At 64.2% G+C, this 25608-nt stretch carries 20 protein-coding genes; 16 read left to right on the top strand and 4 right to left on the bottom strand.

Annotation, left to right across the window (positions count from 1 at the left end; genetic code table 11):
* The 13 genes from L6D80_RS11485 to L6D80_RS11425 form a co-directional block, all read left to right on the top strand.
* A partial coding sequence (locus L6D80_RS11485) for a TolC family outer membrane protein (RefSeq protein ID WP_176513578.1) occupies positions 1 to 1282 on the top strand: 1282 nt, incomplete at its 5' end.
* Entirely contained in the window at positions 1279 to 3447 is a 2169-nt protein-coding gene (locus tag L6D80_RS11480) for a type I secretion system permease/ATPase (RefSeq protein WP_176513576.1), read from the top strand. The genes L6D80_RS11485 and L6D80_RS11480, both read left to right, overlap by 4 nt.
* Positions 3444 to 4628 (top strand): HlyD family type I secretion periplasmic adaptor subunit, encoded by a 1185-nt coding sequence (locus L6D80_RS11475; protein WP_054900775.1) that lies wholly within the window; start codon positions 3444 to 3446, stop codon positions 4626 to 4628. Before L6D80_RS11480 ends, L6D80_RS11475 begins: the two co-directional genes overlap by 4 nt.
* Positions 4629 to 4754: 126 nt before the next feature.
* Positions 4755 to 5654, top strand: coding sequence for a chemotaxis protein (locus L6D80_RS11470; RefSeq protein WP_054900774.1), 900 nt, complete (start codon positions 4755 to 4757; stop codon positions 5652 to 5654).
* 99 nt (positions 5655 to 5753) lie between these two features.
* The gene (locus L6D80_RS11465; protein WP_054900773.1) at positions 5754 to 6065 is read left to right on the top strand and encodes a hypothetical protein; all 312 of its coding nucleotides are present in this window, start codon (positions 5754 to 5756) and stop codon (positions 6063 to 6065) included.
* On the top strand, positions 6062 to 6796 hold the full coding sequence (locus L6D80_RS11460; RefSeq protein ID WP_176513574.1) for a YkgJ family cysteine cluster protein: 735 nt from the start codon (positions 6062 to 6064) through the stop codon (positions 6794 to 6796). Before L6D80_RS11465 ends, L6D80_RS11460 begins: the two co-directional genes overlap by 4 nt.
* A 127-nt stretch (positions 6797 to 6923) precedes the next feature.
* Entirely contained in the window at positions 6924 to 8087 is a 1164-nt protein-coding gene (locus L6D80_RS11455; protein WP_176513572.1) for an efflux RND transporter periplasmic adaptor subunit, read from the top strand.
* Positions 8084 to 11176, top strand: a complete 3093-nt coding sequence (locus L6D80_RS11450) for a multidrug efflux RND transporter permease subunit (RefSeq protein ID WP_176513570.1) — start codon at positions 8084 to 8086, stop codon at positions 11174 to 11176. The genes L6D80_RS11455 and L6D80_RS11450 overlap by 4 nt, the downstream gene beginning before the upstream one ends.
* A gap of 9 nt (positions 11177 to 11185) precedes the next feature.
* The gene (locus tag L6D80_RS11445; RefSeq protein ID WP_054900769.1) at positions 11186 to 11860 is read left to right on the top strand and encodes a heavy metal response regulator transcription factor; all 675 of its coding nucleotides are present in this window, start codon (positions 11186 to 11188) and stop codon (positions 11858 to 11860) included.
* Positions 11835 to 13235: a heavy metal sensor histidine kinase gene (locus L6D80_RS11440; protein ID WP_054900768.1), complete on the top strand. Its 1401-nt coding sequence runs from the start codon at positions 11835 to 11837 to the stop codon at positions 13233 to 13235. The genes L6D80_RS11445 and L6D80_RS11440 overlap by 26 nt, the downstream gene beginning before the upstream one ends.
* A 246-nt stretch (positions 13236 to 13481) precedes the next feature.
* On the top strand, positions 13482 to 13703 hold the full coding sequence (locus tag L6D80_RS11435) for a hypothetical protein (protein WP_176513568.1): 222 nt from the start codon (positions 13482 to 13484) through the stop codon (positions 13701 to 13703).
* 205 nt (positions 13704 to 13908) lie between these two features.
* Positions 13909 to 15243 carry an OprD family porin gene (locus L6D80_RS11430; RefSeq protein WP_054900766.1) on the top strand — a complete coding sequence of 445 codons (1335 nt, stop codon included), beginning with the start codon at positions 13909 to 13911 and terminating at the stop codon, positions 15241 to 15243.
* Between the two features lie 188 nt (positions 15244 to 15431).
* Positions 15432 to 16928, top strand: coding sequence for a GGDEF domain-containing protein (locus L6D80_RS11425; protein WP_176513566.1), 1497 nt, complete (start codon positions 15432 to 15434; stop codon positions 16926 to 16928).
* Here the strand turns inward: L6D80_RS11425 and L6D80_RS11420 are convergent.
* Positions 16925 to 17401, bottom strand: a complete 477-nt coding sequence (locus tag L6D80_RS11420; RefSeq protein WP_054900764.1) for a ferritin-like domain-containing protein — start codon at positions 17399 to 17401, stop codon at positions 16925 to 16927. The two genes, L6D80_RS11425 and L6D80_RS11420, sit on opposite strands and share 4 nt — an antisense overlap.
* A 199-nt stretch (positions 17402 to 17600) precedes the next feature.
* On the opposite strand from L6D80_RS11420, the gene L6D80_RS11415 reads away from it, so the two are divergent.
* On the top strand, positions 17601 to 17822 hold the full coding sequence (locus L6D80_RS11415; RefSeq protein ID WP_054900787.1) for a DUF3820 family protein: 222 nt from the start codon (positions 17601 to 17603) through the stop codon (positions 17820 to 17822).
* A gap of 117 nt (positions 17823 to 17939) precedes the next feature.
* Here the strand turns inward: L6D80_RS11415 and L6D80_RS11410 are convergent, their stop codons facing one another.
* Genes L6D80_RS11410 through ptsP form a run of 3 tightly spaced genes read right to left on the bottom strand, consistent with a single transcriptional unit; the run spans position 17940 to position 23476 of the window.
* Positions 17940 to 19679 (bottom strand): PTS fructose-like transporter subunit IIB, encoded by a 1740-nt coding sequence (locus L6D80_RS11410; protein ID WP_176513564.1) that lies wholly within the window; start codon positions 19677 to 19679, stop codon positions 17940 to 17942.
* The gene (gene pfkB / locus L6D80_RS11405; RefSeq protein WP_054900762.1) at positions 19676 to 20623 is read right to left on the bottom strand and encodes a 1-phosphofructokinase; all 948 of its coding nucleotides are present in this window, start codon (positions 20621 to 20623) and stop codon (positions 19676 to 19678) included. Before pfkB ends, L6D80_RS11410 begins: the two co-directional genes overlap by 4 nt.
* On the bottom strand, positions 20624 to 23476 hold the full coding sequence (gene ptsP, locus L6D80_RS11400) for a phosphoenolpyruvate--protein phosphotransferase (protein WP_176513562.1): 2853 nt from the start codon (positions 23474 to 23476) through the stop codon (positions 20624 to 20626).
* Between the two features lie 297 nt (positions 23477 to 23773).
* On the opposite strand from ptsP, the gene cra reads away from it, so the two are divergent.
* Together cra and L6D80_RS11390 are read left to right on the top strand one after the other, a co-directional pair.
* Entirely contained in the window at positions 23774 to 24769 is a 996-nt protein-coding gene (cra, locus tag L6D80_RS11395; RefSeq protein ID WP_054900760.1) for a catabolite repressor/activator, read from the top strand.
* 2 nt (positions 24770 to 24771) lie between these two features.
* Positions 24772 to 25548: a TatD family hydrolase gene (locus tag L6D80_RS11390; RefSeq protein ID WP_054900759.1), complete on the top strand. Its 777-nt coding sequence runs from the start codon at positions 24772 to 24774 to the stop codon at positions 25546 to 25548.
* The last annotated feature ends 60 nt before the right edge of the window (positions 25549 to 25608 follow it).

Here is a 25608-nt window from a genome sequence, read left to right as displayed (position 1 = left end):
CAGCCGTCACGACCGCTTCGGCCAGGCCCCTGGCATCGGGGACAGGCTGGGCCTGGCCGAAGCGGTCGTGACGGCTGCGCAGTGGCACCCAAGCATCGCCGAGGCCGTCGGCAACCTGTACAAACAGGGCGAAGGCATCAATGTCGCGCGTGCTGGCTACTACCCGCAGATTTCCGGAGGCATCCGCACCGGTTATGACACCGGTTACGGCAGCGACCGCAACAGCCAGGCACTGAACCTGTCGCTCAAGCAGATGCTCTACGATTTCGGCAAAGTCGACAGCGCCGTCAATGCCGCTCACGCTGCCGCTACCCGTGCCCAGGCCAATATCCTGCTGGTGGTCGACGAGTTGGCGCGGGACACCGCCTATGCCTGGATCGAAACCCGCCGCTACGAGCAGCTCATGGTGATTGCCCGCGACCAGGTGCGCGGGGTAGGCGATATCGCCGGCATGGCGCGCCAGCGCAGCGACATGGGCGCCAGTACCCGCTCCGACGTGGTCCAGGCCGAGTCCCGGGTGGAGGGTGCGCGTGCCACGCTGGAGGAATACCAGGCTCAGTACGAACGCTGGCGTTCGACGCTGGCGCAACTGCTGGGGCGGGTTTCGCCGCCGGCACTGGCTGAGGAGTCGCCCCCGGAATTGCTGCAGGCCTGCAAGAAGTCGCACCCGGCTGACGACCGTCTGCCCGCCGTGCTGATGGCGCTGGCCCTGCGCGCCCAATCCCAGGCCGAACTGGCCCAGGCCAAAGCCGAGGCGTACCCCACGCTGTCCCTGCAACCGCAGGTCAACCACTACCTGGACAACGACTACGACCGTGACAACAACCGGCTCGACCGTACCCAAGCCGGCATCTATCTGAACCTCGAGGTACCTATCTACCAGGGGGGTGCCATCAGCGCCCGAACCCGTGCCGCAGGCCATGCCCTGAGCGCCGCCGACTCTGCCGAAGACGCCGCGCGGCTCCAGGCGCGTCGTGGGCTTGCCGAAGCCATGGCGCAAACCTCGGGGCTGGGCCGCCGGCTCAGCTCACTGGAAGCCCGCCAGACCAGCATCCAGGAAGCTCGCATGCTCTATGGCCGGCAATACCTGGACTTGGGCACCCGGCCACTGCTCGACCTGCTCAATGCCGAGCAGGAAATCTACCAGTCGCGCTTCGAACTCGCCGGCACGCGCTCCGACCTGCTGCGCCTGGATGTCGACTGCCTGTACAACACCGGTGCCCTGCGGACCGCCTTCGGGCTGGAAGGGCGCAACCTGCAAGGGGTGGAGATCGAGCCATGAACGAAACCGTCAACCTGGCCCAGGCCAGCCAGCAGCAGAACGCCGAGCAGGCGGTGGTGCACCGCCCGGACCTGGGCCCATGGCTTGAGGTGATGCTTCAGGTCGCGCACCATTACCGCCTGGATGTCTCGCCCCAACGTATTCGCCTGGCCGCAGTGGAAGATGCCCGCCCGCTGGACGAAATCCTCCGGCACATGGCGCGCCAGGCCGGGCTGTCACTGCGCTTCGTGCGCTTCGACGCCAAGGCCCTGCGCCAATGGCGTACGCCCCTGGTGCTGGAACTGGACGATGGCCAACTGGCCGTGGTCGAGGCTGTGACCGAGGAAAACGAGCTGGCCGTCGTGTTCGCCGGCGACCAGAGCCTGACCTCGCGCCTGCCCCGCGAAGCACTCGAAGGGCGTATCAACCGGGTAGCCCTGATGCGCCCGGCGCGGCCGCTGCGCGACGTGCGTACCGACGACTACACCGCCCCCTACGATCGCCACTGGTTCGCCCGCATCGTGCTGCGCGACTTGCGCCCGTATGGCCAGGTAATGGTCGCCTCGCTGGTGGCCAACGTGCTGGCACTGGCCGGGGTGCTGTTTTCGATGCAAGTGTATGACCGGGTCATTCCGGCGGAATCGTTACCCACCCTCTATGTGCTGTTCGGTGGCGTGGTGCTGGCGCTGGTATTCGACTTCAGCATGCGCCTGCTGCGGTTGAAGGTCACCGACCTGCTCGGCAAACGCGCCGATCTACGTGTGTCGGACCTGGTCTATGGCCATGCACTGCGCCTGCGCAATTCGGTGCGGCCAAAATCCACCGGTTCGTTCATCTCGCAGTTGCGCGAGCTGGAGTCGATCCGTGACCTGATTACCTCCAGCACCGCCACGGCCCTGGCCGACCTGCCGTTCTTCCTGCTGTTCCTGTTCGTGTTCTGGCTGATCGGCGGGGTACTGGTGTTCATTCCGCTGGTGGCGCTGCTGGCGATGGTGTTGCCGGGCCTCTTGGCGCAACGCCGGCTGGCACGCCTGGCCAATGCCTCGATGCGCGAGTCGGCGCTGCGCAACGCGATGCTGGTGGAAAGCATCCAGGGCCTGGACGAGATCAAGGCCCTGCAGGCCGAAGCTCGCTTCGAGCGCCAATGGAACCAGTACAACGCCGCCTGCGCGCACACAAACCTGCGTTTACGCACCCTGACCAACGGCCTGGTGACCTGGACACAGAACGTGCAAGGTGCGGTGTTTGCCGTGGTCATCGTGATTGGCGCACCCATGGTGATTGCCGGCGACCTCACCACCGGTAGCCTGGTCGCCGCATCGATGTTGTCGTCACGCATGATGGCGCCGCTGGCACAGCTCACCCACGTGCTGACACGTTGGCAGCAGGCTAAGGTGGCGCTGCAAGGCCTGGACAAGCTGATGCAGTCGCCGGTCGACCACCCCGAGGGCGAGGCCCGTGTGCACTTGCCGGCCATCCGTGGCGAGTACGCGCTGCGTCAGGCCAACTTCCGCTACGACCCCGAAGCGCCGCCGGTGCTCAACATTGCCCAGCTGGACATCCAGCCGGGTGAACGCATTGCCGTGCTGGGGCGCAACGGGGCTGGCAAGTCGACCCTGCTGCAGGCGCTGGGTGGCGCCATGGACCTGGTGCAAGGCGAAGTTACCTTGGACGGCATCGCCCTGGCCCACCTCGACCCGGCTGACCTGCGCCGTGACGTCGGTTTACTGCCTCAGTACGCGCGGCTGTTCCACGGCACCCTGCGGGAAAACCTCACCCTCGGCGCCGGGCAGGCCAGTAACCAGGAACTGGTGGCCGCGCTGGCCGCGACCGGCGCCCTGGACTTCGTCCGGCGCCTGCCCAAAGGCCTGGACCATCTGATCCTGGAAGGCGGCCTGGGCCTGTCAGGCGGGCAACGCCAGGCCTTGGTGCTGTCGCGCCTGCTGGTGCGCCAGCCACAGGTGTTGCTGCTGGACGAACCTACCGCCTCGTTGGACGACATGACCGAACGCAAGCTGCTCGACAACCTCGACCGCTTCTGCCAGGGCCGTACATTGGTCATCGCGACTCATCGTCTGAGCGTGCTGCAGCGCGTCGAGCGGATCATCGTGCTGGACGGCGGGCGTATCGTCATCGACGACAGCCGTGACGCCGCCCTGGCCAAACTGCAAGGAGGCCAGGCATGAGCAACCACGAACTCCCCGCATCTTATCTGGACGGCCAGGATGACCAGGCTGTATTTCGTGCCGGGCGCATCATCACCCTGTGCGCACTGATGCTCGCCGCGTTCCTGGCCTGGGCGGCCTGGTTCGAGGTGACTGAGGTATCCACCGGAACCGGCAAAGTCATCCCCAGTTCCCGCGAGCAGGTGATCCAGTCGTTCGAGGGTGGCATCGTCGCCGAGATGAACGTGGCCGAAGGCGACCTGGTCGAGCGTGGTCAGGTGCTGGCCCAGCTTGACCCGACCAAGACAGCCTCCAGCGTCGGCGAGAGCGAGGCCAAGTTCCGCGCCGCCAAGGCCAGCGTGGCGCGCCTGCGGGCCGAGGTAACCGGCAAGCCGCTGGCCTTCCCCGACAGCCTGCGCGACTCGCCCGAGCTGATCGAAGCCGAAACGGCGCTGTACCAAACCCGCCGCCGCGGCCTGGAGCAGACCCTGGCGGGCATAGAGGACTCGCTGCGGCTGGTGCGCAGCGAGCTGAAGATCACCGAGAACCTGGCCCAGATGGGCGCCTCCAGCCGGGTTGAGGTGATCCGCCTCAACCGGCAGCGCTCGGAGCTGGAACTCAAGGCCAACGAAGCGCGCTCCGATTACCTGGTACGCGCCCGCGAAGAACTGGCCAAGGCCAGTGCCGAGGCCGACAGCCTGTCCGAAGTGATCCGCGGGCGCAGCGACTCGCTGTCGCGCCTGACCCTGCGCTCGCCGGTGCGCGGCATCGTCAAGGACATCGAGGTGAACACCTTGGGCGGCGTGGTGCAACCAGGGGGCCAGGTGATGAAGATCGTGCCAATGGATGAGCGCTTGCTCATCGAGACGCGCATTGCCCCGCGAGATATCGCCTTCATCCATCCCGACCAGGCCGCCAAGGTGAAGATCAGTGCCTATGACTATTCGGTGTATGGCGGGCTCGATGGCAAAGTGGTGGGGATATCGCCGGACACCTTGCAGGATGAAGTGAAGCCGGAAATCTATTACTACCGGGTGTTCATCCGCACCGAGCAGGACAGCTTGCAGAACAAGGCAGGCAAGCGCTTTGCAATCGTGCCGGGGATGATTGCCACGGTGGATATCCGCACCGGTGAAAAAACCATTCTCGATTACCTGATCAAGCCGCTCAACCGGGCCAAGGAAGCACTGCGCGAGCGTTGATGGGGGGCCATCACCCAACCTGAGGGGCCCGCCCCCTCAGGTGCTTGCGGTGCAATGGGACTGCGGCTAAAGCCCAGCCCGAACAGGCCGATATACCGTTATCCCCTCTTTCCCATGAAGGTCACCATGGCCACGCAAAATGCCCGTGCGGACGCGTTGTCCCTGCTGCTGTTCACCCTGCGCAGCGGCAAGCTGATGGCAATCAACCTGCTCAAGGTCAGCGAAATCATCCCCTGCCCACCGTTGACCAGGCTGCCCGAATCGCATCCGCATGTGAAAGGTGTGGCCACGCTGCGCGGCAACCCGTTGTCAGTGATCGACCTGTCCCGGGCCATTGGTGAACGCCCCTTGGCCGACCCCGACGGTGGCTGCCTGATCGTCACCGAGATCAGCCGCTCACGCCAAGGCCTGCATGTGCAGGCAGTGAGCCGCATCGTCCATTGCCTGAGCACCGACATCAAACCGCCGCCTTACGGCGCGGGCAACCGCTCGTTCATCACGGGCGTGACCCGGGTCGACAATACCTTGGTTCAGGTGCTGGACATCGAGAAAGTCATCCATGGCATCGCGCCACCTGAACCCGTGACTCACCCTGGCCAATTGCAGGAAGAAGACGCCAGCCTGCTGGCCGCCGCCAATATCCTGGTGGTGGACGACAGCCAGGTAGCACTGCAACAGTCGGTGCATACCTTGCGCAACCTCGGCATCGAGTGCCACACCGCGCGCAGCGCCAAGGATGCAATCAACGTGCTGCTGGAACTACAGGGCACCGCGCAGGAGATCAACATCATCGTTTCGGACATCGAAATGTCGGAGATGGATGGCTACGCCTTCACCCGCACCCTGCGCGAAACGCCAGATTTCCAGCACCTTTACGTGCTGCTGCACACCTCGCTGGACAGCGCAATGAGCGCCGAAAAGGCCAGGCTGGCCGGGGCCAATGCCATCCTCACCAAGTTCTCCTCGCCCGAGCTGACCGACTGCCTGGTAGTGGCTGCGCGAACGGTGGTATTTGCCGAGCGCTGAGGGTCCGTGTTGTTATATTCAGCGACAAACTCCCTGGCTCGCGGCCGGGGATGACTCGGGCATAATTCGCGCCCCTCGGAAAATTTGCCGGTACCGCGTATGAAGTTTTTCAGCTCCGTCCTGATCGCCTGCGCACTGTTCAGTGGTGTCGCTCAGGCCTCCAGCAGCCAGGCCTGGAACGAACAGCGCCAGCAGATGCTCAAGGCTTGCCTGGCGGCCAGCCAGTTCAAGGATGCCCACGCCCGCGGCAAGCCCGCGGAGTTCGATGACCAGGTTGGCTTCAGTGCCCTGCTGGTTGAAGGGGTTTATCCGCAGAAGCACATGCAGCAGCGTACCGGCACCGAACTGTGCCTGTACGATCGCCAGCAGCAGCGCGCCTTCGTCAATGAATGGAACCCGGACGCCAAGTGAACCAAAGCCTGCGTTTCGCCTGCACCGGCTGCGGCAAGTGCTGTACCGGCCACCATGTTCCGCTGACGCTGTACGAGTCGCGGCAGTGGGCGGCATCCGGTGGCCAGGTGGTGGTATTGATCGAAGCATTCGTGGTCGATGGCCCGGGCATGCCGGCCGATCAGCGTGAGCATGTGCTGCGCCGCTCGCACCCAGTGCCCTGCGGCAAGGGTGAAGTGCGCGTTTCGGTAACCTTTGCCGCCTTCAACCCTGGGCGCTGCCGCAACCTGGACGAAAATGACCTGTGCACCATCTATGAAACCCGCCCGCTGGTCTGCCGGATCTACCCGGTAGAGATCAACCCGCACCTTGCGCTGCGGCCGGAAAACAAAGATTGCCCGCCTGAGGCATGGCAGCAAGGGCCTGAACTGATTTACGGCAGCGTGCCGGTGGACCCGCAACTGGCGGCCCTGGTGCAGGCCTCGCGCCAGGCCGACCGGGACGATATCGCGGCCAAGGTGGCGGTATGTCAGGCGCTGGGGATGACCACCAGTGCGCTTAAAGGCAACGGGTTTACGGCGTATCTGCCACAGATGGAGGCGTTTGCAGGGGCGCTGGATCAGGTGCAGGGGACTGACAGTGGCGTGTGGACGCTGCATGTGCAAGATGATGAGCTGTCGCTGACACTCCAAGGGCTTGGCCTGCAGTCGACAAGCGAAACGCCCCGCTACTACGCCTTCATCGGGTTCTAGACCGCGCTGAGCGCTGCGAAACTGTCAGCGCTGTCAGCCAGCCGTCACGCTGCCGACCTTGTTCGGGGGCTATAAGCTTGAGTACAGACATCCGTTTCCCATCCTCTTGGCCAAGGTGCCCGCGCCGATGCGTCGTCCTACCCGCTCCCTTTTTACGGCCGTCATTGCATTGCTCGCCCTGGCGGCACTGGGTATCTGGTACAGCCAGCGCAAGGAGGCGCCCGTAACGCATGCGCAAACCGCCATCCCGGTGCGGGTGGTGAGCGTCACCCAGCAAGACGTGCCGCGATACGCCAGCGCCATCGGCTCGGTGCTGTCGCTGCACAGTGTCGAGGTCCGGCCGCAAGTCGAGGGAGTGCTGACCCAGGTCCTGGTCAAAGAGGGCCAGTGGGTCAAGGAAGGCGACCTGCTCGCCACCCTCGACGACCGCAGCATCCGTGCCAACCTCGACCAGGCCCGCGCCCAGCTGGGTCAAAGCCAGGCACAGATCCAGGTTGCCGGTGTCGACCTCAAGCGCTACCGCCTGCTCAGTACCGATGACGGCGTGTCCAAGCAGACCCTCGACCAGCAGCAGGCGCTGGTCAACCAACTGCAAGCCACGGTCAAGGGCAACCAGGCTGCCATCACCAATGCCGAGGTGCAGCTCTCCTACACGCAGATTCGCTCACCGGTCACCGGGCGCGTCGGCATTCGCAATGTCGACCCCGGCAACCTGGTGCGCACCAGCGATACCCAGGGCCTGTTCAGCGTGACTCAGATCGATCCCATCGCCGTGGAGTTTTCCCTGCCACAACAGATGCTGCCCACGCTGCAAAGCCTGCTCAAGGCGCCTGCGCCAGCGCTGGTCCAGGCCTACATGGACGCCGATGGCGAGCGTAACCTGCTCGGCGAAGGCCACCTGGCGTTGATCGACAACCAGGTCTCGGCCAACACCGGCACAGTGCGGGTCAAGGCCGAGTTCGACAACAAGGACGGCCACCTCTGGCCTGGCCAGCTGGTCACCATTCGCCTGCGCACCGCTATCGAACAGAATGCGCTGGTGGTGCCGCCACCGGTGGTACAACGGGGTGTCGATGGGCACTTCGTCTATCGACTGGACGGTGACAACGTCACCGCTGTGCCGGTCAAGGTGCTGTACCAAGACAGCGGGCTGAACATCATCGCGGGGGTCAAGGTGGGCGAACGCCTGGTGCTCGATGGCCAGTCGCGGCTCAAACCAGGTTCGCGGGTCGAGGTCACGCCAGACGCGCCGCCACCGCCGGAGATGGCTGATGGCAGGGGCCAGCCATGAATACCCGCAACGGTGTTTCGGCGTGGTGCATCGATCACCCTATCGCCACCCTGCTGCTGACCATCGCCCTGGTACTGCTCGGGGCTATCGCCTTCCCGCGCTTACCGGTGGCACCGCTGCCCGAGGCGGACTTTCCGACCATCCAGGTCACCGCCCAGTTGCCCGGCGCCAGTCCTGAAACCATGGCTTCCTCGGTGGCCACGCCGCTGGAGGTGCAGTTCAGCGCTATTCCCGGCATGACCCAGATGACCAGCAGCAGCGCGCTGGGCTCGACCACGCTGATTCTGCAGTTCACCCTCGACAAGAACATCGACACCGCCGCCCAGGAAGTGCAAGCGGCCATCAACACAGCCACTGCCCGCCTGCCTCAGGACCTGCCCAACCCGCCGACCTGGCGCAAGGTCAACCCGGCCGACAGCCCGGTGCTGGTGCTCACCGTCAGCTCCGAACAGATGCCCGGCAACGACCTCAGCGACTACGCCGAGACGCTGCTGGCCCGCCAGTTGAGCCAGATCGATGGGGTTGGCCTGGTCAACATCACCGGGCAACTGCGCCCTGCCATTCGCGTGCAGGCCCAACCAGAAAAACTGGCCGCCATCGGCCTGACCCTCGCCGACCTGCGCCAGGCCATTCAGCAGACCAGTCTCAACCTGGCCAAGGGTGCGCTGTATGGTGAGCACAGCGTGTCGACCATCGCGGCCAACGACCAGCTGTTCCACCCCGAAGATTACGCCAAGCTGATCGTCTCTTATCGCAACGGCGCGCCTGTGCACCTGCAGGATGTGGCCAAGGTAATCAACGGCGCCGAGAACGCCTACGTCAAGGCCTGGTCCGGCAACCAACCGGGGCTCAACCTGGTGGTGTTCCGCCAGCCGGGCGCCAATATCGTCGACACCGTGGACCGCGTGCTCGCCGCCCTGCCCAAGTTGCAGGAAATGCTGCCGGCCTCGGTCGAGGTGTCGGTGCTGCAGGACCGCACCCAGACCATCCGTGCCTCACTGCACGAAGTGGAACTGACCCTGATGATCGCCGTGGCCCTGGTGATCGGCGTGATGGCGCTGTTCCTGCGCCAATGGTCGGCGACCCTGGTGGTGTCCAGCGTCCTCGGCGTTTCGCTGATCGCCAGTTGTGCGTTGATGTACGTGCTCGGTTTCAGCCTCAACAACCTGACCCTGGTGGCCATCGTCATCGCGGTGGGTTTCGTGGTGGACGATGCCATCGTTGTGGTGGAGAACATTCATCGTCACCTGGAGGCGGGTGACGACAGCCGTACCGCAGCGCTCAAGGGCGCCGGCGAGATCGGCTTCACTGTGGTCTCGATCAGCTTCTCGCTGATCGCGGCCTTCATTCCGCTGCTGTTCATGGGCGGTGTGGTCGGCCGGCTGTTCAAGGAGTTTGCCCTGACCGCCACCGCCACCATCCTGATTTCGGTGGTGGTGTCGCTGACCTTGGCCCCTACCCTCTGCGCCCTGTTCATGCGTCGCCCGCCCTCCGATCAGCATGGGGGCTTTGGTGAGCGCCTGTTGAAAGGGTACGAAAAAGGCCTTAACCGTGCCCTGGCTCACCAGCGCCTGACCCTAGCGGTGTTCGGCGTGACCCTGGCCCTTGCGGTGGTGGGCTACGTGGCCATCCCCAAGGGCTTCTTCCCGCTGCAAGACACCGGCTTCATCCTGGGCACCACGGAGGCCGCAGCGGACGTGTCTTTCCCGTCGATGGTGGAAAAACACCTGGCGCTGGCCAAGATCATCGAAGCGGACCCGGCCGTGCAGGCGTTTTCCCATTCGGTGGGCGTCACCGGCAGCAACCAGACCATCGCCAACGGCCGCTTCTGGATCGCCCTCAAGCCCCGTGGCGATCGTGATGTGTCGGCCAGCGAGCTGATCGACCGCTTGCGACCCAAGCTTGCCCAGGTACCGGGCATCGTCCTGTACATGCGTGCAGGGCAAGACATCAACCTCAGTTCCGGCCCTTCGCGCACCCAGTACCAATATGTGCTCAAGAGCAACGACGGCGTCGCCCTCAACCTGTGGACCCAGCGCCTGACCGACCGCCTGCGGGAAAACCCGGCGTTGCGCGACTTGTCCAACGACCTGCAACTGGGCGCCAGCGTCACCCGCATCGACATCGACCGCCAGGCTGCGGCGCGCTTCGGCCTGACGACCACCGACGTCGATCAGGCATTGTACGATGCCTTCGGCCAGCGGCAGATCAGTGAGTTCCAGACCGAAACCAACCAGTACAAGGTGATACTGGAACTGGACGCCGAGCAGCGCGGCAAGGCCGAGAGCCTCAACTTTTTCTACCTGCGCTCGCCCCTGACCAATGAAATGGTGCCGTTATCGGCTCTGGCACATGTCGCAGCCCCCAGCACAGGGCCGCTGTCGATCAGCCATGACGGCCTGTTCCCGGCCGCCAACCTGTCGTTCAACCTGGCACCTGGCGTGGCCCTGGGCGATGCGGTGAAGATCCTTGAGCGCACCCAACGCGAGCTGGGCATGCCGGATTCGATCACCGGCAACTTCCAGGGCGCAGCCCAGGCCTTCCAGAGTTCGCTGTCGAGCCAGCCGTGGCTGATCCTCGCCGCGTTGGTGGCGGTGTACATCATCCTTGGTGTGCTCTACGAGAGCTTCGTCCACCCGCTGACCATCATCTCGACCCTGCCTTCGGCAGGCCTGGGTGCATTGATTCTGCTCTGGGCCATGGGTCAGGACTTCAGCATCATGGGGCTGATCGGTGTGGTGCTGCTGATCGGCATCGTCAAGAAGAACGGCATCCTGCTCATCGACTTCGCCCTGGAAGCGCAGCGCCACCACGGCATGACGCCTGAGCAGGCCATCCACCAGGCATGCCTGACCCGCTTCAGGCCGATCATCATGACCACCCTGGCTGCCTTGCTCGGTGCGGTGCCGCTGATGTTCGGCCTTGGCGCCGGTGCCGAGCTGCGCCAGCCACTGGGCATCGCGGTGGTCGGCGGGCTGCTGGTCAGCCAGGCCCTGACGCTGTTCACCACCCCGGTCATATACTTGGCCCTGGAGCGCCTGTTCCATCGCCGCCAGGCCGCCAGCGCGGCCGCGCCAAGTGCCAACTGAGACAAGACCATGCGCGTGCTGATCATCGAAGACGAAGAGAAAACCGCCGACTACCTGCACCGCGGCCTGAGCGAGCAAGGCTTCACGGTCGACCTGGCGCGCGACGGTATCGACGGCTTGCACCTGGCCCTGGAAGGCGACTACGCCGTGATCGTGCTCGACGTGATGCTACCGGGCCTTGATGGCTATGGTGTGTTGCGCGCCCTGCGCGCACGCAAGCAGACCCCGGTGATCATGCTCACCGCCCGCGAGCGCGTCGAAGACCGCATCCACGGTCTGCGCGAAGGTGCCGACGACTACCTGGGCAAGCCGTTCTCTTTTCTCGAACTGGTCGCCCGCTTGCAAGCCCTGACTCGCCGCAGCAGCAGCCACGAACCGTTGCAGGTGCAGGTGGGCGACCTGTGGATCGATTTGATGGCGCGCAAGGCCACCCGCGCCGGCCAACGCCTGGAATTGACCGCCAAGGAATTCTCGCTACTCAGTGTGCTGGCCCGGCGCCAGGGCGAAATCCTTTCCAAGACGGCCATTGCCGAGCTGGTCTGGGATATCAACTTCGACAGCGACGCCAATGTCGTCGAAGTGGCCATCAAGCGCCTGCGTGCCAAGCTCGACGGGCCGTTCGACAATAAGTTGCTGCACACCATCCGAGGCATGGGCTATGTCCTGGAAAACCGTGCCGGTTAACTCTATCGCGCTGCGCCTGTCGGCGCTGTTCATCCTGGTGGCGATGGGGGTGTTCCTGCTGATCGGCACGGCGCTGTATCGCCAGGTCGACCGCAGCCTCGACCTGTTGCCGGCGGCCGAACTGGACGCACGCTTCAGCGTGCTCGAATCCACCCTCAACCGCTTTGGTACCCCTGAGCACTGGGCCAAAGTCAGCAACAAGCTCAACCTGCTCAGTGAAGAAGACAGGCGCATCCGCTTTTGGGTGGTGGGCAGCAACCCTGCCTTCGAATACGGCCACCCCAGCGAACTGGTCCGCGCCTTCGCTGAAGGGCCGCAGGGCATGCGCGACCTGCGTCTGCCCGACCGCCCTTACCCTTACAAGGTATTGGTCAGCGAACTGCCCCCGCTGGCCGACCGCCCGGCGCTGCGTTTCCTGATCGGCATCGACACCGAAACCTTCTGGCAGGCGCAGCACAGCCTGCTGGTGGCCATCGTAGGTTTGGCGGTGCTTGGTGTTCTGCTGGCCTCGGTGCTGGGCTACTGGGTAGCTCGCATTGGCCTGCGCCCCCTGCGTGCGCTGTCCAATGAGGCCCAGGCCTTGGCCCCGCCGCGCCTGGATGGCCGGCTGCAGACCGCTGACCTGGCACCGGAGCTGGCCCAGTTCGCCGGCGCCTTCAACATTGCCCTCGACCGGGTCAGCCAGGCTTATTCACGGCTGGAGGCGTTCAACGCAGACGTCGCCCATGAACTGCGCTCACCGCTGACCAACCTGATCGGCCAGACCCAGGTCGCCCTCACCCGCGGGCGCAGCGCCGAACATTACTTCGAGGTACTGCAGTCGAACCTCGAAGAGCTTGAGCGCCTGCGCAGCATCATCAACGACATGCTGTTCCTGGCCAGCGCCGACCAGGGCAGCAAGGCCACCGCCTTGACCCAGGCGTCACTGGCCGAGGAAGTCGCCACGACCCTCGACTACCTGGATTACATCCTTGAAGACGCGCAGGTCAGCGTCACCGTCAGCGGCGATGCCCAGGCCCCCATCGAGAAAGCGCAGCTGCGCCGGGCACTGATCAACCTGTTGAACAATGCTGTGCAGCACACTGCGCCCAACCAGGTGATCCATGTGCTTATCGACGCCGGGCCGGAGCAGGTCAGCATTGCGGTGAGCAACCCAGGGCCGGCGATCGATGACGAACACCTGCCGCTGTTGTTCGAGCGGTTCTACCGGGTGGATGCGGCGCGCAGCAACAGCGGTGGCGGCAACCATGGGTTGGGGTTGGCGATCGTCAAGGCGATCGCAGTGATGCATGGAGGTGAGGTCTTTGTGCAAAGCGAGGCAGGCGCGAACACCTTCGGGATACGCCTGCCCCGTTTGGCCGAATTCAAGCGTTAGCGATCTGAACGTTACCTCAGTTTCCTTTTTTTGAGCCGCCGCGAGTCACAGAAGGCCACCCACAACGCCTACCCGGCAGGTGCTCAAGTACGCGGGTTTCCGGCGAAATTCCGCTTGCTTTGCGGGACGATCGTTACCTTTTGCGCAACAGTGCTTATCGCGCCTGATGCTGTTTCCGGGGCACTGAAGGGACTAACTTTAGCCCTGTCTCCATTAGCACTTGCCCCGCAAGAAGGTAGTTTCAAAATGTCCAACAGTATGGGTATTGCCAGCGTTTTCGTTCTGTCTTCCCTGTTGTTGTCGCCCCTGGCCATGGCCGAAGAATCCCCAGCGTTCGTTGCCCGTAATGCAGAACTTGCCGCTGTTCACCAGGAAGCCCGCGAAGCCATCGCGCACAAGGCCGACGCCGGAAAAGCGGCAGAACAGACTGCTTCGAAGGTCTCCAGCGACGCCAATGCCGATAGCTGATCGCGCATCGCTCCCGCTCCAGTTTTCCCTTGGCTACGCCATGGGCACCGTTGGTGTCGATATGTTAGCCTCTTGAAGCCGCTGCCAAGTCAGCGGCTTTTTTTATGTGCTTTAACGATCAGCCCGGCCGTTACGTCCCTAACAAGAAAGTTGCACATTCAAAAATAAAAACTGCCCCACCGTCAGACCAAAGGAGCTAGTACCGGTGCCTTCCGCGTTCCGTTTTACCCCGCTGTTCATTGCATTGACTGCAACGATGCCCCTCGCCGCCCAGGCAGATGAAGACAAGGCTGATGGCTTCATCGAAGGCTCGTCGTTCAACCTGCATTTTCGTAATGCGTACTTCAACCGCAACAACCTGAACACTGGCGTGCGCGACAAGCGCGAGTGGGGCCAGGGTGCCGTAGCCCGGTTCGAGTCCGGCTACACGCCCGGTACCGTTGGGTTTGGCCTCGATGCCCACGCCATGCTGGGCCTGAAGCTCGATGGCGGTGGCGGCCATGCCGGTACCAGCATCCTGCCTGAGCATGTGAAGGACGACGGTGAACTGGGCGCTGCCCCGCACGCGTTTTCCACCGCAGGCGCGGCAGTCAAGCTCAAGGCATTCGACACCGAGCTCAAAGCCGGTGACCTGTTCCTCACCAACCCGGTGATCGCCGGCGGCGAAACCCGCATGCTGCCGCAGACCTTCCGCGGTGTGAGCCTGACCAATACCAGCATCGACGGCCTGCTGCTCGAGGGTGGCCAGGTCAGTTTCACCAAGCCGTACAACCAGAGCGGCCACCGCCGCATCGACACCTATTACGGTGCGCTGGACGAGCACGACAAGAGCAAGCACCTGAACTGGGCGGGCGCCTCGTGGAGCGGCACCGAAAACATCACCGCGAACCTGTACGCCGCCGAGCTCAAGGACATCTGGAACCAGTACTACGCTGACTTCGACTACACCTATGTGGTCAATGACCTGGTCAGCCTCAACCCAGGCGTGCACTTCTACCACACCCAAGACACGGGCCAGGCGCTGCTGGGCAAGATCGACAACAACACCTACAGCGTGCACTTCACGGTCAACGCCGGTTACCACAGCGTCACCGCTGCCTACCAGCGGGTCAATGGCGACACGCCGTTCGACTACATCAACCTGGGCGACAGCGTGTACCTGGACAACTCGCGCATGTACTCGGACTTCAACGCCCCCAACGAACGTTCGTGGAAGCTGCAGTATGACTACAACTTTGCGGGTGTCGGCATTCCCGGCCTGAGCACCACGCTGTCGTACTCACGCGGTGAGGCGGACCTGACCAAGGCCGACCAGAACAACACCCATTACGACTACTACCGTGTCGATGGCAAGAACGCCAAGCACTGGGAGCGGGACCTGGATGTGAAGTATGTGTTCCAGGAAGGCGACTTCAAGGACCTGTCGGTGTTGGTACGTTATGCCACCCACCGCGGCAGCCAGGGCTATGCGTCGATCGACAGCAACAGCGACAACGACGAATTGCGCGTGATCGTGGATTACCCACTGAACGTGTTCTGATCCAACGTCGCAGGCGGGGGCTATGCCCCCGTTTTGCCGGGCAAGCCGGCTGCTCCAGGAAAATGCGCTGCCGGCGGGCATGGGCTTGCAGCCCAGCGGCGTGATTCCGTCGGACAAATCTTGTTCGACAATCCCCGCTTCCCTAGAATGTCGCCGCCGCAAATGGCCCTGCCTCAGCAGTAACGCGCATGCCCACTCGATCACCGCGTTTCGCATTCTACAGGTCTCACCCCGAGCTGATCCTGAACCTTGGCAGCTGCCTTGCCGTGCTCGCGATCGTGGCCATCGTCGGCTACCTGCTTGCCCGCGAGCGCGACAGCGTCGAGCAATCGGCCGTGCGCTCGTCCAACAACATCATCCAGTTGATCGAGAGCGACATCCTGCGCAACGTCGAACTCTATGACCAATCGTTGCGCGGGCTGATCTGGGCTGTGGAACATCCCGAACTACTCCAGGTAGCCCCCACACTGCGCCAGCAGATCCTGTTCAACCAGACCTTCGCCGCGCCGGTACGCGGCGATATTCTCTGGCTGGACGCCAATGGGGATGTGGTGGGTGATTCCACCCGCGTACCGCCGCGCCAGGCCAACTTCGCCGACACCGTGTTTTTTCGCGCCCATCGCCGCAACGCGGGCCTGGGGTTGTTGATTGGCCCGCCGTTCAAGGCGCGGCTCGGGGATCTTGACTGGTGCATAAGCTTCAGTCGGCGCATCTCCGGCTCCGACGGAACGTTCGCAGGGCTGGCCGCCGGGGCGTTGCGCCTGTCCTATTTCAGTGAGCTGTTCCAACGCTTGGATATTGGCGAAGAAAGCAGCATCAACCTGCTCAATGCCGACGGCCAGTTGCTCGCCCGGCAGCCTTCCCGGGCGCAGGACCCTTTGATCGGTACCCGCTTTGCCGAACGTCCCAACTTCAAACGGATTCTGGGTGAACGCAGCGGCAGCTTCAGTGCCCGCTCGAGCGTGTATGGCACGCAGCGCATGTACACCTTTGCCCGGGTAGCCGATTTGCCTTTGATCATCCTGGTGGTGCACTCCAGTGATGAAGTGTTCCAGTCGTGGCGGCGTACCGCCGTAGTGGTCAGCGCAGCAACAGGGGTACTGTGTATCGGCATTCTGTGGCTGACATTGCTGCTGGGGCGCGAGCTGCGACGCCGGCACGAAGCCGAACAGGGCCTGGCCACCCTGGCCGCCACCGACAGCCTGACCGGCCTGGCCAACCGCCGCCGGCTCGATCAGGTACTGCGCCAGGAATGGGCGCGCGCCCAGCGCAACCGTAGGCCATTAGCCGTCTTGATGGTAGATGTGGACCACTTCAAGGCATTCAACCAACGCCATGGTCACGCCGGCGGCGACCATGCATTACGCGAAGTGGCAAAGACCCTCGAACGGTGCATACACCGTCCTGCCGACCTGGCGGCGCGTTATGGCGGGGAAGAGTTTCAGGTGATCCTGCCGGAAACCGAATTGGTCGGCGCACGGCTATTGGCTGAACGCATTCGCGCTAGTGTCGAAGCGTTGACGCCGTTTGCCGATGATGCCCGTGGGGTAACGGTCAGCATCGGCATCGGCGTCCACACCCCGGGCACCCAACAGGACCTTGCCCAGGTGCTGGGTGCCGCGGACGAGGCGCTCTACCGGGCTAAAGCCAATGGCCGTAACCGGGTAGAAGGCCCTGCAGACTAGGAGCGAGCGCGGGCTGCGTTGCGCAGTGCTTTGACCTGGTCATGATTACGCTGAACGCCTTGCAGCTGCTTCTCGACCAGGGTGTAGCTCTGGTCAGTACCCGTACGGCCCAGCTTGACCAGTTTTTCTCGCGCCTCTTTGTAGGCTTTGAGCGCATGATCTTCGCCGCGCTCGACCTCATTGAGCACCGCTTCTTCATCTTTGCCGGTCAGCATCGACTTGAGGTTGACCCAGCCACGGTGCATGTCACCGCTGATGCTGGTAGAGGTTTCCGGGTCGCCACCCAAGCGGCGTACCTCACTTTGCAGTTCGCTTGCAGCATTGGCGCATTCGCCCGCACGCTGCACGAAGAATGCCTTGAGTTCCGAGTTTTTCACATCATCGGCCGAAGCTTTGAAGCCCTTCTCGCCGTCCTTGCTGTACTCGATAAGGTCATTGAGCACATCGATCACATCTTTGTTGGGGTTGCTCATGGCTTAACTCCTTGGCAGGTGATAGTGCTTAAACAGGAGCAGCCTTCGTGCCAAGCGCCTCAATACAAAAAAGTGTATTTAAATCAGATAGTTATGCATACAGTCACTACAGCGAAAACCGGCGTTCTGCATGATTGCCGCTTGGGCGCTCGTGCAGATTGCAGTATGGTCGGCGCATTTCCCTTGCCAGGCACTGCCGATGAAACCGGAAACCCTCGAACTGCTGGTCACGCGCACGATGCCGTTTGGCAAATACCAGGGCCGAATCATTGCCGACCTGCCGGGCGACTACCTGGCGTGGTTTGCGCGCAAGGGGTTTCCAACGGGGGAGCTGGGCGGGTTACTGGCGTTGATGCACGAGATCGACCACAACGGGCTGGGGGATCTGCTGGTGCCGTTACGGCAGAAGCATCGGCGCTAGCGGCGGCGGGCTCCGAGGTAACGCGGTGGTTGGCACCGGCTTCGCCGGTGTTCGCGGGGCAAGCCCGCGCCCACAGAAATTGCGACACCCTTTAGACGTTGGGCAAGCCCGTTGCTCTCACGGGTTAACAGGTGCCACCGCCAGCTCCACCCGCTCACTCTTCTTGATCAGCGCATACACCACCGCCGTCAGCAGGCTACCCGCAACGATCGCCAGCAGGTACAGCAACGCATGGTTGATCGCATTGGGGATCAGCAGCACGAACAGCCCGCCATGGGGCGCCATCAGCTTGCAGCCGAAGTACATCGACAGCGCCCCAGTCAACGCGCCCCCGGCGACACTTGCCGGGATCACCCGCAGGGGGTCCTTGGCGGCGAAGGGGATCGCTCCTTCGGAAATGAAGCACAAGCCCAGTGCCAACGCCGCCTTGCCGGCCTCGCGCTCGCTCTGAGCGAACTTGCGACGGGCCAGGAATGTGGCAATGCCCAAGCCGATCGGCGGCACCATGCCTGCAGCCATGGTCGCCGCCATCGGTGCGTAGCTCGATGACGCCAGCAGCCCCACCGAAAACGCGTAGGCCGCCTTGTTGATCGGGCCGCCCAGGTCCACGCACATCATGCCGCCGAGCAACAGCCCGAGGAGAATGGCGTTGGTGGTACCCATGCTGTCGAGAAAGTGTGTCAGGCCTACGAGCATGGCCGCCACCGGCTGGCCGACCACGTAGATCATCACCAACCCAGTGAACAGGCTGGCCAGCAGCGGAATGATCAGAATCGGTTTGAGCGCATCCAGGCTGCTGGGCAGCCGTGCCCAGCGGGCAATGGCCTTGGCGCTGTAACCGGCCAGAAAACCTGCAACGATGCCGCCAATGAAACCAGCACCCAGGGTGCTGGCCAACAGGCCACCGATCATGCCGGGGGCAAGGCCCGGGCGGTCGGCGATCGACCAGGCGATATAGCCCGCCAGCAGCGGCACCATCAACTTGAAGGCGGCCTCGCCACCAATCTGCATCAACGCTGCCGGCAAGGTACCCGGCTCCTTGTATGCCTCGATGCCGAAGACGAACGACAGGGCAATCAGCAAGCCGCCGGCCACCACCATCGGCAGCATGAACGAAACCCCTGTCAGCAGGTGCTTGTAGACCCCCGTCTTCTCGGGCTTGCTGGCGCTGGCTGCGGCTGCGCCGTTAACGGCGCTTTCCACCTTGCCCTCGGCCAGTGCCCTGTCCAATGTGGCGCGCGCCTGCTTGAGCGCGATGCCGGTGCCGCATCGGTAAATGCGTTTGCCGGCAAAACGTGCCGTGGGCACTTCGATGTCGGCGGCCAGTAGTACCACGTCGGCATCGGCGATGGCTTGGGCCGACAACGGGTTGCGTGCGCCAACCGAACCTTGCGTCTCCACCGTGAGCTGGTAGCCCAGCTGCTGCGCCGCTTGCTGCAATGCTTCGGCGGCCATGAAGGTATGCGCCACACCCGTGGGGCAGGCCGTGACGGCAACGATGCGCGCAACCTTGGCGGCAGGTGGCAGATCGCGGGTCGACAAGGCCGGCTGTACCTGAGCCCTGGTCGCTGCTTCGTCGAGAAAGCCGTCGCGGTCGGCCAATGCCTGCGCTGGGGTGCTTTGGTACAGGCGTTTGCCTGCAAAGCGAGCCAGGTCCACCGGGCCGGTGCTGACCACCAGCACCCAGTCGGCATCGGCCACTTGCGCGGGCGTCAGCTGGCGTTCGGGATGCTCGGCATCCTGCACTTCGACGCAGGTCTTCCAGCCTCGGCGCTGAGCGGCGGCCGCCAGCAAGCGCGCACTCAGCACGCTGGAGACCTGCCCATTCGGGCAGGCAGTAACGATGGCTATGTTCATCGGCAACCCTCTTGTTGTTCTGCCAGGTGCACGGCCGCCTCAAAGCGCGCCAGTTGCTCACGGTCACGGATGCCGAAGCCGACCTGGGTTACGGCCTGGGCGGCGATGGCCGTGGCACGGCGCAAGGTCTGCGCTGGCGCTTCGGCCAGCAGCAACCCATGGACCATTCCTGCAACCAGTGAGTCACCTGCGCCCACGGTGCTTGCAACGCGCACCTTTGGCGGCCGGGCATGCAGCGCGTGGCCTGGGGCGAACCAACTGACGCCCTGTTCACCGGCCGATACCACTACATGCTCGACCCCCGTGGCCAACAAGCGCTGCGCGGCAGCGCGCTGTTCGGCGGCGCTGTGCACAGCCAGGCCAAGTACTTCGCCAAGCTCCTCGGTGTTGGGTTTGACCAGCCAGGGCACGCTCTGCAAGCCGGCCCGCAGCGCCTCGCCGCTGCTGTCGAGGGCCACCTTCAGCCCTTGGGCCTTCAACTGCTCGAGCAACTGCCGGAACCACTCGGCACTGATCCCGCGCGGCAGGCTCCCCGCCACCACCACGGCATCGTGCCCAGGTGCCCGTTGCTCGAGGCAGCGCAGCAGGGCGGTGCGGGCGGCCTCATCGATCTGCGGCCCTTGCCCGTTGATATCAGTCACCCGGCCATCGGCTTCGACCAGTTTGAGGTTGCTGCGCGTCTCGCCCGGTACACGGACGAAGCAGTCGGCGAAGCCGCGCCAGTCGATCAGCGCCTCGAACGGCTGCAGGTTGTCCCGGCCAAGGAACCCCCCAACGGTCACACTGTGCCCCAGGTCGGACAACACCTGGGCCACGTTCAGCCCCTTGCCGGCGGCATGGCTGTGCTGCGCCTGGCCGCGGTTGACGTGCCCGGGGCGCAGGGTGTCGAGGCCGACAGTAATGTCCAGCGCCGGGTTGAGGGTGAGGGTGAGAATCTTGGCCATTCAGTAACGCTCCACCAGCGCGCGAACCGCTGCGGCGCTGTCTTGTTGCAAGGCTTCGCGCGCCAGGGCGCGGGCCGTTTGATGATCGGCCTGGCGAACCAGGGCCTTGACTTCGGCAATGCTACGGGCGGCCACGCTCAGTTCGTCAACGTCCAGCCCCAGCAGTACAGGCACAGCTTGCGGGTCTGCGGCCAGTTCACCGCAAACACCCACCCACTTGCCTTCAGCGTGGGCGGCGCGCACGGTCATGTCGATCAGGCTCAACACTGCCGGGTGCAGGCCGTCGGCCTGGGCCGACAGGCTCGGGTGGCCACGGTCGATGGCCAAGGTGTATTGGGTCAGGTCGTTGGTGCCGATGCTGAAGAAGTCCACTTCACGGGCCAGTTGCGGCGCCAGCAAGGCGGCGGACGGCACTTCGACCATGATGCCCAGCTGCAGGTCGGCGACCGGGATGTCCTCGCGCAAGCGCTGGACCAGCGCCCGTGCCTCGCGCCACTCGTGGACCTGGCCGACCATCGGGAACATGATCCGCAACGGACGCTGGTCGGCGGCACGCAGCAAGGCGCGCAACTGATCCTCCATGATCTGCGGCCGTTGCAGGGTCAGGCGTACCCCCCGCACACCGAGGAAGGGGTTTTCCTCGGCAGCGATCGGCCAGTAGGGCAAGGGTTTGTCGCCCCCCACATCGAGGGTGCGCACAACCAGGGGACGCCCGCCCAGGCCATCGAGCACACGGCGGTATTCGGCTTCCTGCGTGGCCACGTCCGGCGCCTGCGGATGAGCCATGAAAATCAGCTCGGTGCGCAGCAAGCCAACGCCTTCGGCGCCCTGCTCCACCACCGTGTCGATGCCGCTGCTCTGGCCGATGTTGGCGAACACTTCAACCGCGCGGCCATCGCGGGTGACCGCGGGTTCGTGGCGGTGAGCCCAGGCCGCTTGCAGGCGTTGTTCGCGTTGGTCGCGCTCGGCCAACGCGCGTTGCAAGTCATCGGCGGCAGGCGCAACGGTGACCCTGCCGCGCTGGCCGTCGATCAGCAGCGGCGTGCCGGCTTCCAGCAGGAGCACAGCGTGCCCCGCGCCGACCACCGCAGGGATGCCCAAGGCCCGCGCCACGATCGCGCTGTGCGCCGTGGCGCCACCCTGGGCGGTCACGATGCCCGCCACTCGCGCAGGGTCCAGACGGGCGACGTCAGAGGGCCCGACCTCTTCCATCACCAGTACGTAGGGTTGGTCAGGTTCGGCCTGGGCCTGAATACCGCACAGCTGCGCCAATACCCGACGGCCGATGTCACGCAGGTCGGCTGCACGTTCAGCGAGCAGGGCATCGTGCAGCGCCTCCTGCTGCCGAGCCGCTGCTTCGATGACAGCCATCCACGCCGCCGCCGCGCTTTCACCCTGGGCCAGGCGCAGTTCGACATCGTCGGCCAGCGCCGGGTCGGCGAGCATTTCCTGATGGGTGACGAAGATCTCGCCAACGGCCCTGTCGCTGCGCTGCACCAACGCCTGCAATTCGCTGTTCACCTCCTCCAGTGCACGACGCAGCTTGAGGCGCTCCTGGGCGGGCGATTCGCCACGGAGCGGGTAGTCGATATCGCGCTCCACACAGACATGGGCAGGCCCACTGGCAATCCCCGGGGCCGCGCCCACGGCCTGGAGGCAACTGCCCGCAGCGGGTGCCTGCAGCACCTCGACCGGGGCGATGACGACCGGCGCAATGGTTGGCGGCAGGGGGTCCACGTCCTCACCCAGGCCTTGTTCAATCGCCGCCAGCAGCACTGGCAAGGCATCGCTGGCAATGGACGGTTCGGCCAGCAGTTCAAGCGCCTGCCCACGCCGTGCGCCGAGGCTGAGCAGCTTGCTCAAGCTCTTGACCGACACCGCCGGCTGCCCGCTGTCGAGCACACGCAGGCGAATGTCGCCCTCGAAGCCTTTGGCCAACTGCGCCAGAACCTTGGCCGGGCGGGCATGCAAGCCATGCGGGTTGGCCAGCACGGTACGCGCACTGGGCCAATCGGGCGGCGCCTCACCGCCCAGCACCTCAAGCACCGCACGGCTGCTGGTGGCCTGGTAGAGCGTCTGCCCACGCCCTTCGATCAGCACTTCGCACAGCCGCTCAAGCAACGCCTGGTGAGCCGCGCCCAGGCTGGCCAGGCAGAACAGACCGTTGAGCGGCTGCTCGCGATAACGCAGCGGCTGCTGCGGTGTAATGAACGCCAGGCCGGGCTGGCGTACCTGGCGCTCGCTGTGCAGCCACCACAGGCCCTCGCCCAGGGGCAAGGGCTCGGCCTGTTGCAACACCGCGGCAAAGCCGCTGTCGACGCACCCGGCACGCTGTAGCAGGCGGGCGCCGCGCCAGGCCAGCTCGTCAAAGTCCTCAGCAGGCAGGTTCAGGGCGACCAGTTGCGCATCCAGCGCCAGCGCCTGCGGTGCGCCTTGCAGCAGTTTGAGCAGGGCCTCGGCGGAGCTCGCCCGGCGCAGTGCCTCGGCCAGGTCAGTCTCGCCCAGGGCACGGGTCAGCAACTGCAACAGACGCAGGTGTTCGTCGGAGCGTGCGGCAATACCGATGGCCAGGTAGACGATCTGGCCATCGCCCCAGTCCACGCCGTCAGGAAACTGCAACAGGCGCACCCCGGTGGCAAACACCAGCTCACGGGTCTGCGGGGTGCCATGGGGGATGGCAATGCCCTGGCCAAGGAAGGTGGAGCCTTGCGCCTCACGCGCCTGCAACCCCTCCAGATACCCTTGTGCGACCAGACCGTCGGCAACCAGGCGATCGGCCAGCAGGCGCAACGCCTCGGCTTTGTCGGCAGCCGTCTGGCCCATGGCTATCTGCTCTTTGGCGAGCTCGAGCATGACCTTCTCCTTTTGCAGCCCCGGTTTGCGCATTTGCGCCAGGTACTGAGGTATTGTTGTGAAATTCACGTAATCAGCCAGTTCAACGGCCTTGTACAGGCGGCAGCCGAGGCAGAAAATTTATCAGCTGAAACGTTTAATCTGACCAAGCGGCCACGTTACTCGATAATCTTCCGGGGAAAAAGCCCCATCCTGTCGGACAATTGCGACAATGGTCGCCTGCGCGTGGCGGCCTGGCCGGGTCAAACTATCCGGTCTGGCCCCATGGCCAGCCCCGGTAATAACAAGGAAAATTCGGTGAAACTCAGCGATATCGCCCGTCTGGCTGGTGTGTCCGTGACCACTGCCAGCTACGTCATCAATGGCAAGGCCGAACAACAGCGCATCAGCAGCAGCACTGTCGAACGGGTGCGTGCCGTGGTCGAGGCCCATGGCTTCACACCCAACCCGCAGGCTGCGGGCCTGCGCAGCCGACATACCCGTACCTTGGGTTTCATTCTCCCGGATCTGGAGAACCCCAGCTACGCGCGTATTGCCAAACAACTTGAACAGGGCGCCCGTGCCCGTGGTTACCAGCTGCTGATCGCCAGCAGCGATGACCAGCCCGACAGTGAGCGCCAGCTGCAGCAATTGTTCCGCGCCCGCCGCTGCGACGCCTTGTTCGTCGCCAGTTGCCTGCCGCCAGAAGACGACAGCTACCGGGACCTGCAAGACAAGGGCCTGCCGGTGATCGCCATCGACCGGCGCCTGGACCCGGCCCATTTCTGTTCGGTCATCAGCGACGACCGCGACGCCAGCCGCCAGTTGACCGAGAGCCTGCTGGCCACCAGGCCACGTAGCATCGCGCTGATCGGTGCACGCCCGGAACTGTCGGTCAGCCAGGCCCGCGCCGGCGGCTTTGACGAAGCCCTCCAAGGGTTCACCGGTGAGGTCCGTCGCTATCAGGGCGAAGCTTTCAGCCGCGATTGCGGCCAACGCCTGATGCAGCAATTGCTCGAGGAACTTGGCGGCCTGCCCGATGCACTGGTGACCACCTCCTATGTGCTGCTGCAAGGCGTATTCGATACCTTGCAAGCGCGCCCGGCGGACTCGCGCCAACTGCAGCTGGGCACCTTCGGCGACAACCAGTTGCTCGACTTCCTGCCGCTGCCAGTCAATGCCATGGCCCAGCAACACGGCCTGATCGCCGCCACCGCCCTGGAACTGGCCCTGGCAGCGATCGAAGGCAAACGTTACGAACCCGGCGTGCATGCCATCGGTCGAACCTTCAAGCAACGCATTGCAGCGGCCTGATCATGCGCCTGATCGACACCCACACCCACCTGGACTTCCCTGACTTCGACGCCGACCGCCCGCGCCTGTTGGCCAACGCGGCAGCGCGAGGGGTGGAACGCATGGTGGTGCTGGGGGTGTATCAGGCGAATTTCCAGCGGGTATGGGATCTGGCATGCGCCGATGAGCGCCTGCCTGCGGCGCTGGGGCTACACCCGGTCTACCTGGAGCAGCACCGCGCGGAACACCTCGTCGCGTTAAGAGGTTGGCTCGAGCGCCTGCACCAGGACCCGCGGCTCTGTGCGGTGGGTGAGTTCGGCCTGGACTACTTTCTGCCTGAACTGGACAAACAACGCCAACAAGCGCTGTTCGAGTCTCAGTTACAGATGGCCTGCGATTTTCAACTGCCGTCGCTGCTCCATGTAAGGCGCAGCCACGCTCAGGTGATCGCCACGCTCAAGCGCTACAAGCCGGCACGCGCCGGCATCATTCATGCGTTTGCAGGCAGTTACGAGGAAGCACGAGAATACATCAAGCTCGGGTTCAAACTCGGCCTGGGTGGCGCTGCTACCTGGCCCCAGGCATTGCGCCTGCGCAGAACGGTCAAGCAGTTGCCGTTGGACAGCATCGTGCTGGAAACCGACGCGCCAGACATGCCACCTTCGATGTTCGCCGGCCAACGCAACAGCCCCGAGCACCTACCAGAAATTGCCCAGGCACTGGCCGAACTGGCAGGCATCGACCTACACCAGCTCAGCCAGGCCACCTACCGCAACACCTGTGATGTATTCGGCTGGTAACGCGCTGCCGACATCCATCCTGCGGCAGCGCCCTACCTGAGGTTGTCGCTCTTGTTCACC

Source organism: Pseudomonas ceruminis, assembly GCF_021602025.1.
In the GTDB taxonomy this organism is placed as follows: domain Bacteria; phylum Pseudomonadota; class Gammaproteobacteria; order Pseudomonadales; family Pseudomonadaceae; genus Aquipseudomonas; species Aquipseudomonas ceruminis.
Note: the sequence above shows the minus strand (reverse complement) of the source record. Positions and strands in the feature narration are given on the sequence as shown.

Coding starts and splice junctions, on each gene's coding strand:
- L6D80_RS11445 (WP_054900769.1), top strand. CDS start 11,186: ATGCGCGTGCTGATCATCGAAGACGAAGAGAAAACCGCCGACTACCTG.
- L6D80_RS11435 (WP_176513568.1), top strand. CDS start 13,482: ATGTCCAACAGTATGGGTATTGCCAGCGTTTTCGTTCTGTCTTCCCTG.
- L6D80_RS11465 (WP_054900773.1), top strand. CDS start 5,754: ATGAAGTTTTTCAGCTCCGTCCTGATCGCCTGCGCACTGTTCAGTGGT.
- ptsP (WP_176513562.1), bottom strand. CDS start 23,476: ATGCTCGAGCTCGCCAAAGAGCAGATAGCCATGGGCCAGACGGCTGCC.
- L6D80_RS11455 (WP_176513572.1), top strand. CDS start 6,924: ATGCGTCGTCCTACCCGCTCCCTTTTTACGGCCGTCATTGCATTGCTC.
- L6D80_RS11415 (WP_054900787.1), top strand. CDS start 17,601: ATGAAACCGGAAACCCTCGAACTGCTGGTCACGCGCACGATGCCGTTT.
- L6D80_RS11420 (WP_054900764.1), bottom strand. CDS start 17,401: ATGAGCAACCCCAACAAAGATGTGATCGATGTGCTCAATGACCTTATC.
- L6D80_RS11475 (WP_054900775.1), top strand. CDS start 3,444: ATGAGCAACCACGAACTCCCCGCATCTTATCTGGACGGCCAGGATGAC.
- L6D80_RS11480 (WP_176513576.1), top strand. CDS start 1,279: ATGAACGAAACCGTCAACCTGGCCCAGGCCAGCCAGCAGCAGAACGCC.
- pfkB (WP_054900762.1), bottom strand. CDS start 20,623: ATGGCCAAGATTCTCACCCTCACCCTCAACCCGGCGCTGGACATTACT.
- L6D80_RS11470 (WP_054900774.1), top strand. CDS start 4,755: ATGGCCACGCAAAATGCCCGTGCGGACGCGTTGTCCCTGCTGCTGTTC.
- L6D80_RS11425 (WP_176513566.1), top strand. CDS start 15,432: ATGCCCACTCGATCACCGCGTTTCGCATTCTACAGGTCTCACCCCGAG.
- L6D80_RS11390 (WP_054900759.1), top strand. CDS start 24,772: ATGCGCCTGATCGACACCCACACCCACCTGGACTTCCCTGACTTCGAC.
- L6D80_RS11450 (WP_176513570.1), top strand. CDS start 8,084: ATGAATACCCGCAACGGTGTTTCGGCGTGGTGCATCGATCACCCTATC.
- L6D80_RS11410 (WP_176513564.1), bottom strand. CDS start 19,679: ATGAACATAGCCATCGTTACTGCCTGCCCGAATGGGCAGGTCTCCAGC.
- L6D80_RS11440 (WP_054900768.1), top strand. CDS start 11,835: ATGTCCTGGAAAACCGTGCCGGTTAACTCTATCGCGCTGCGCCTGTCG.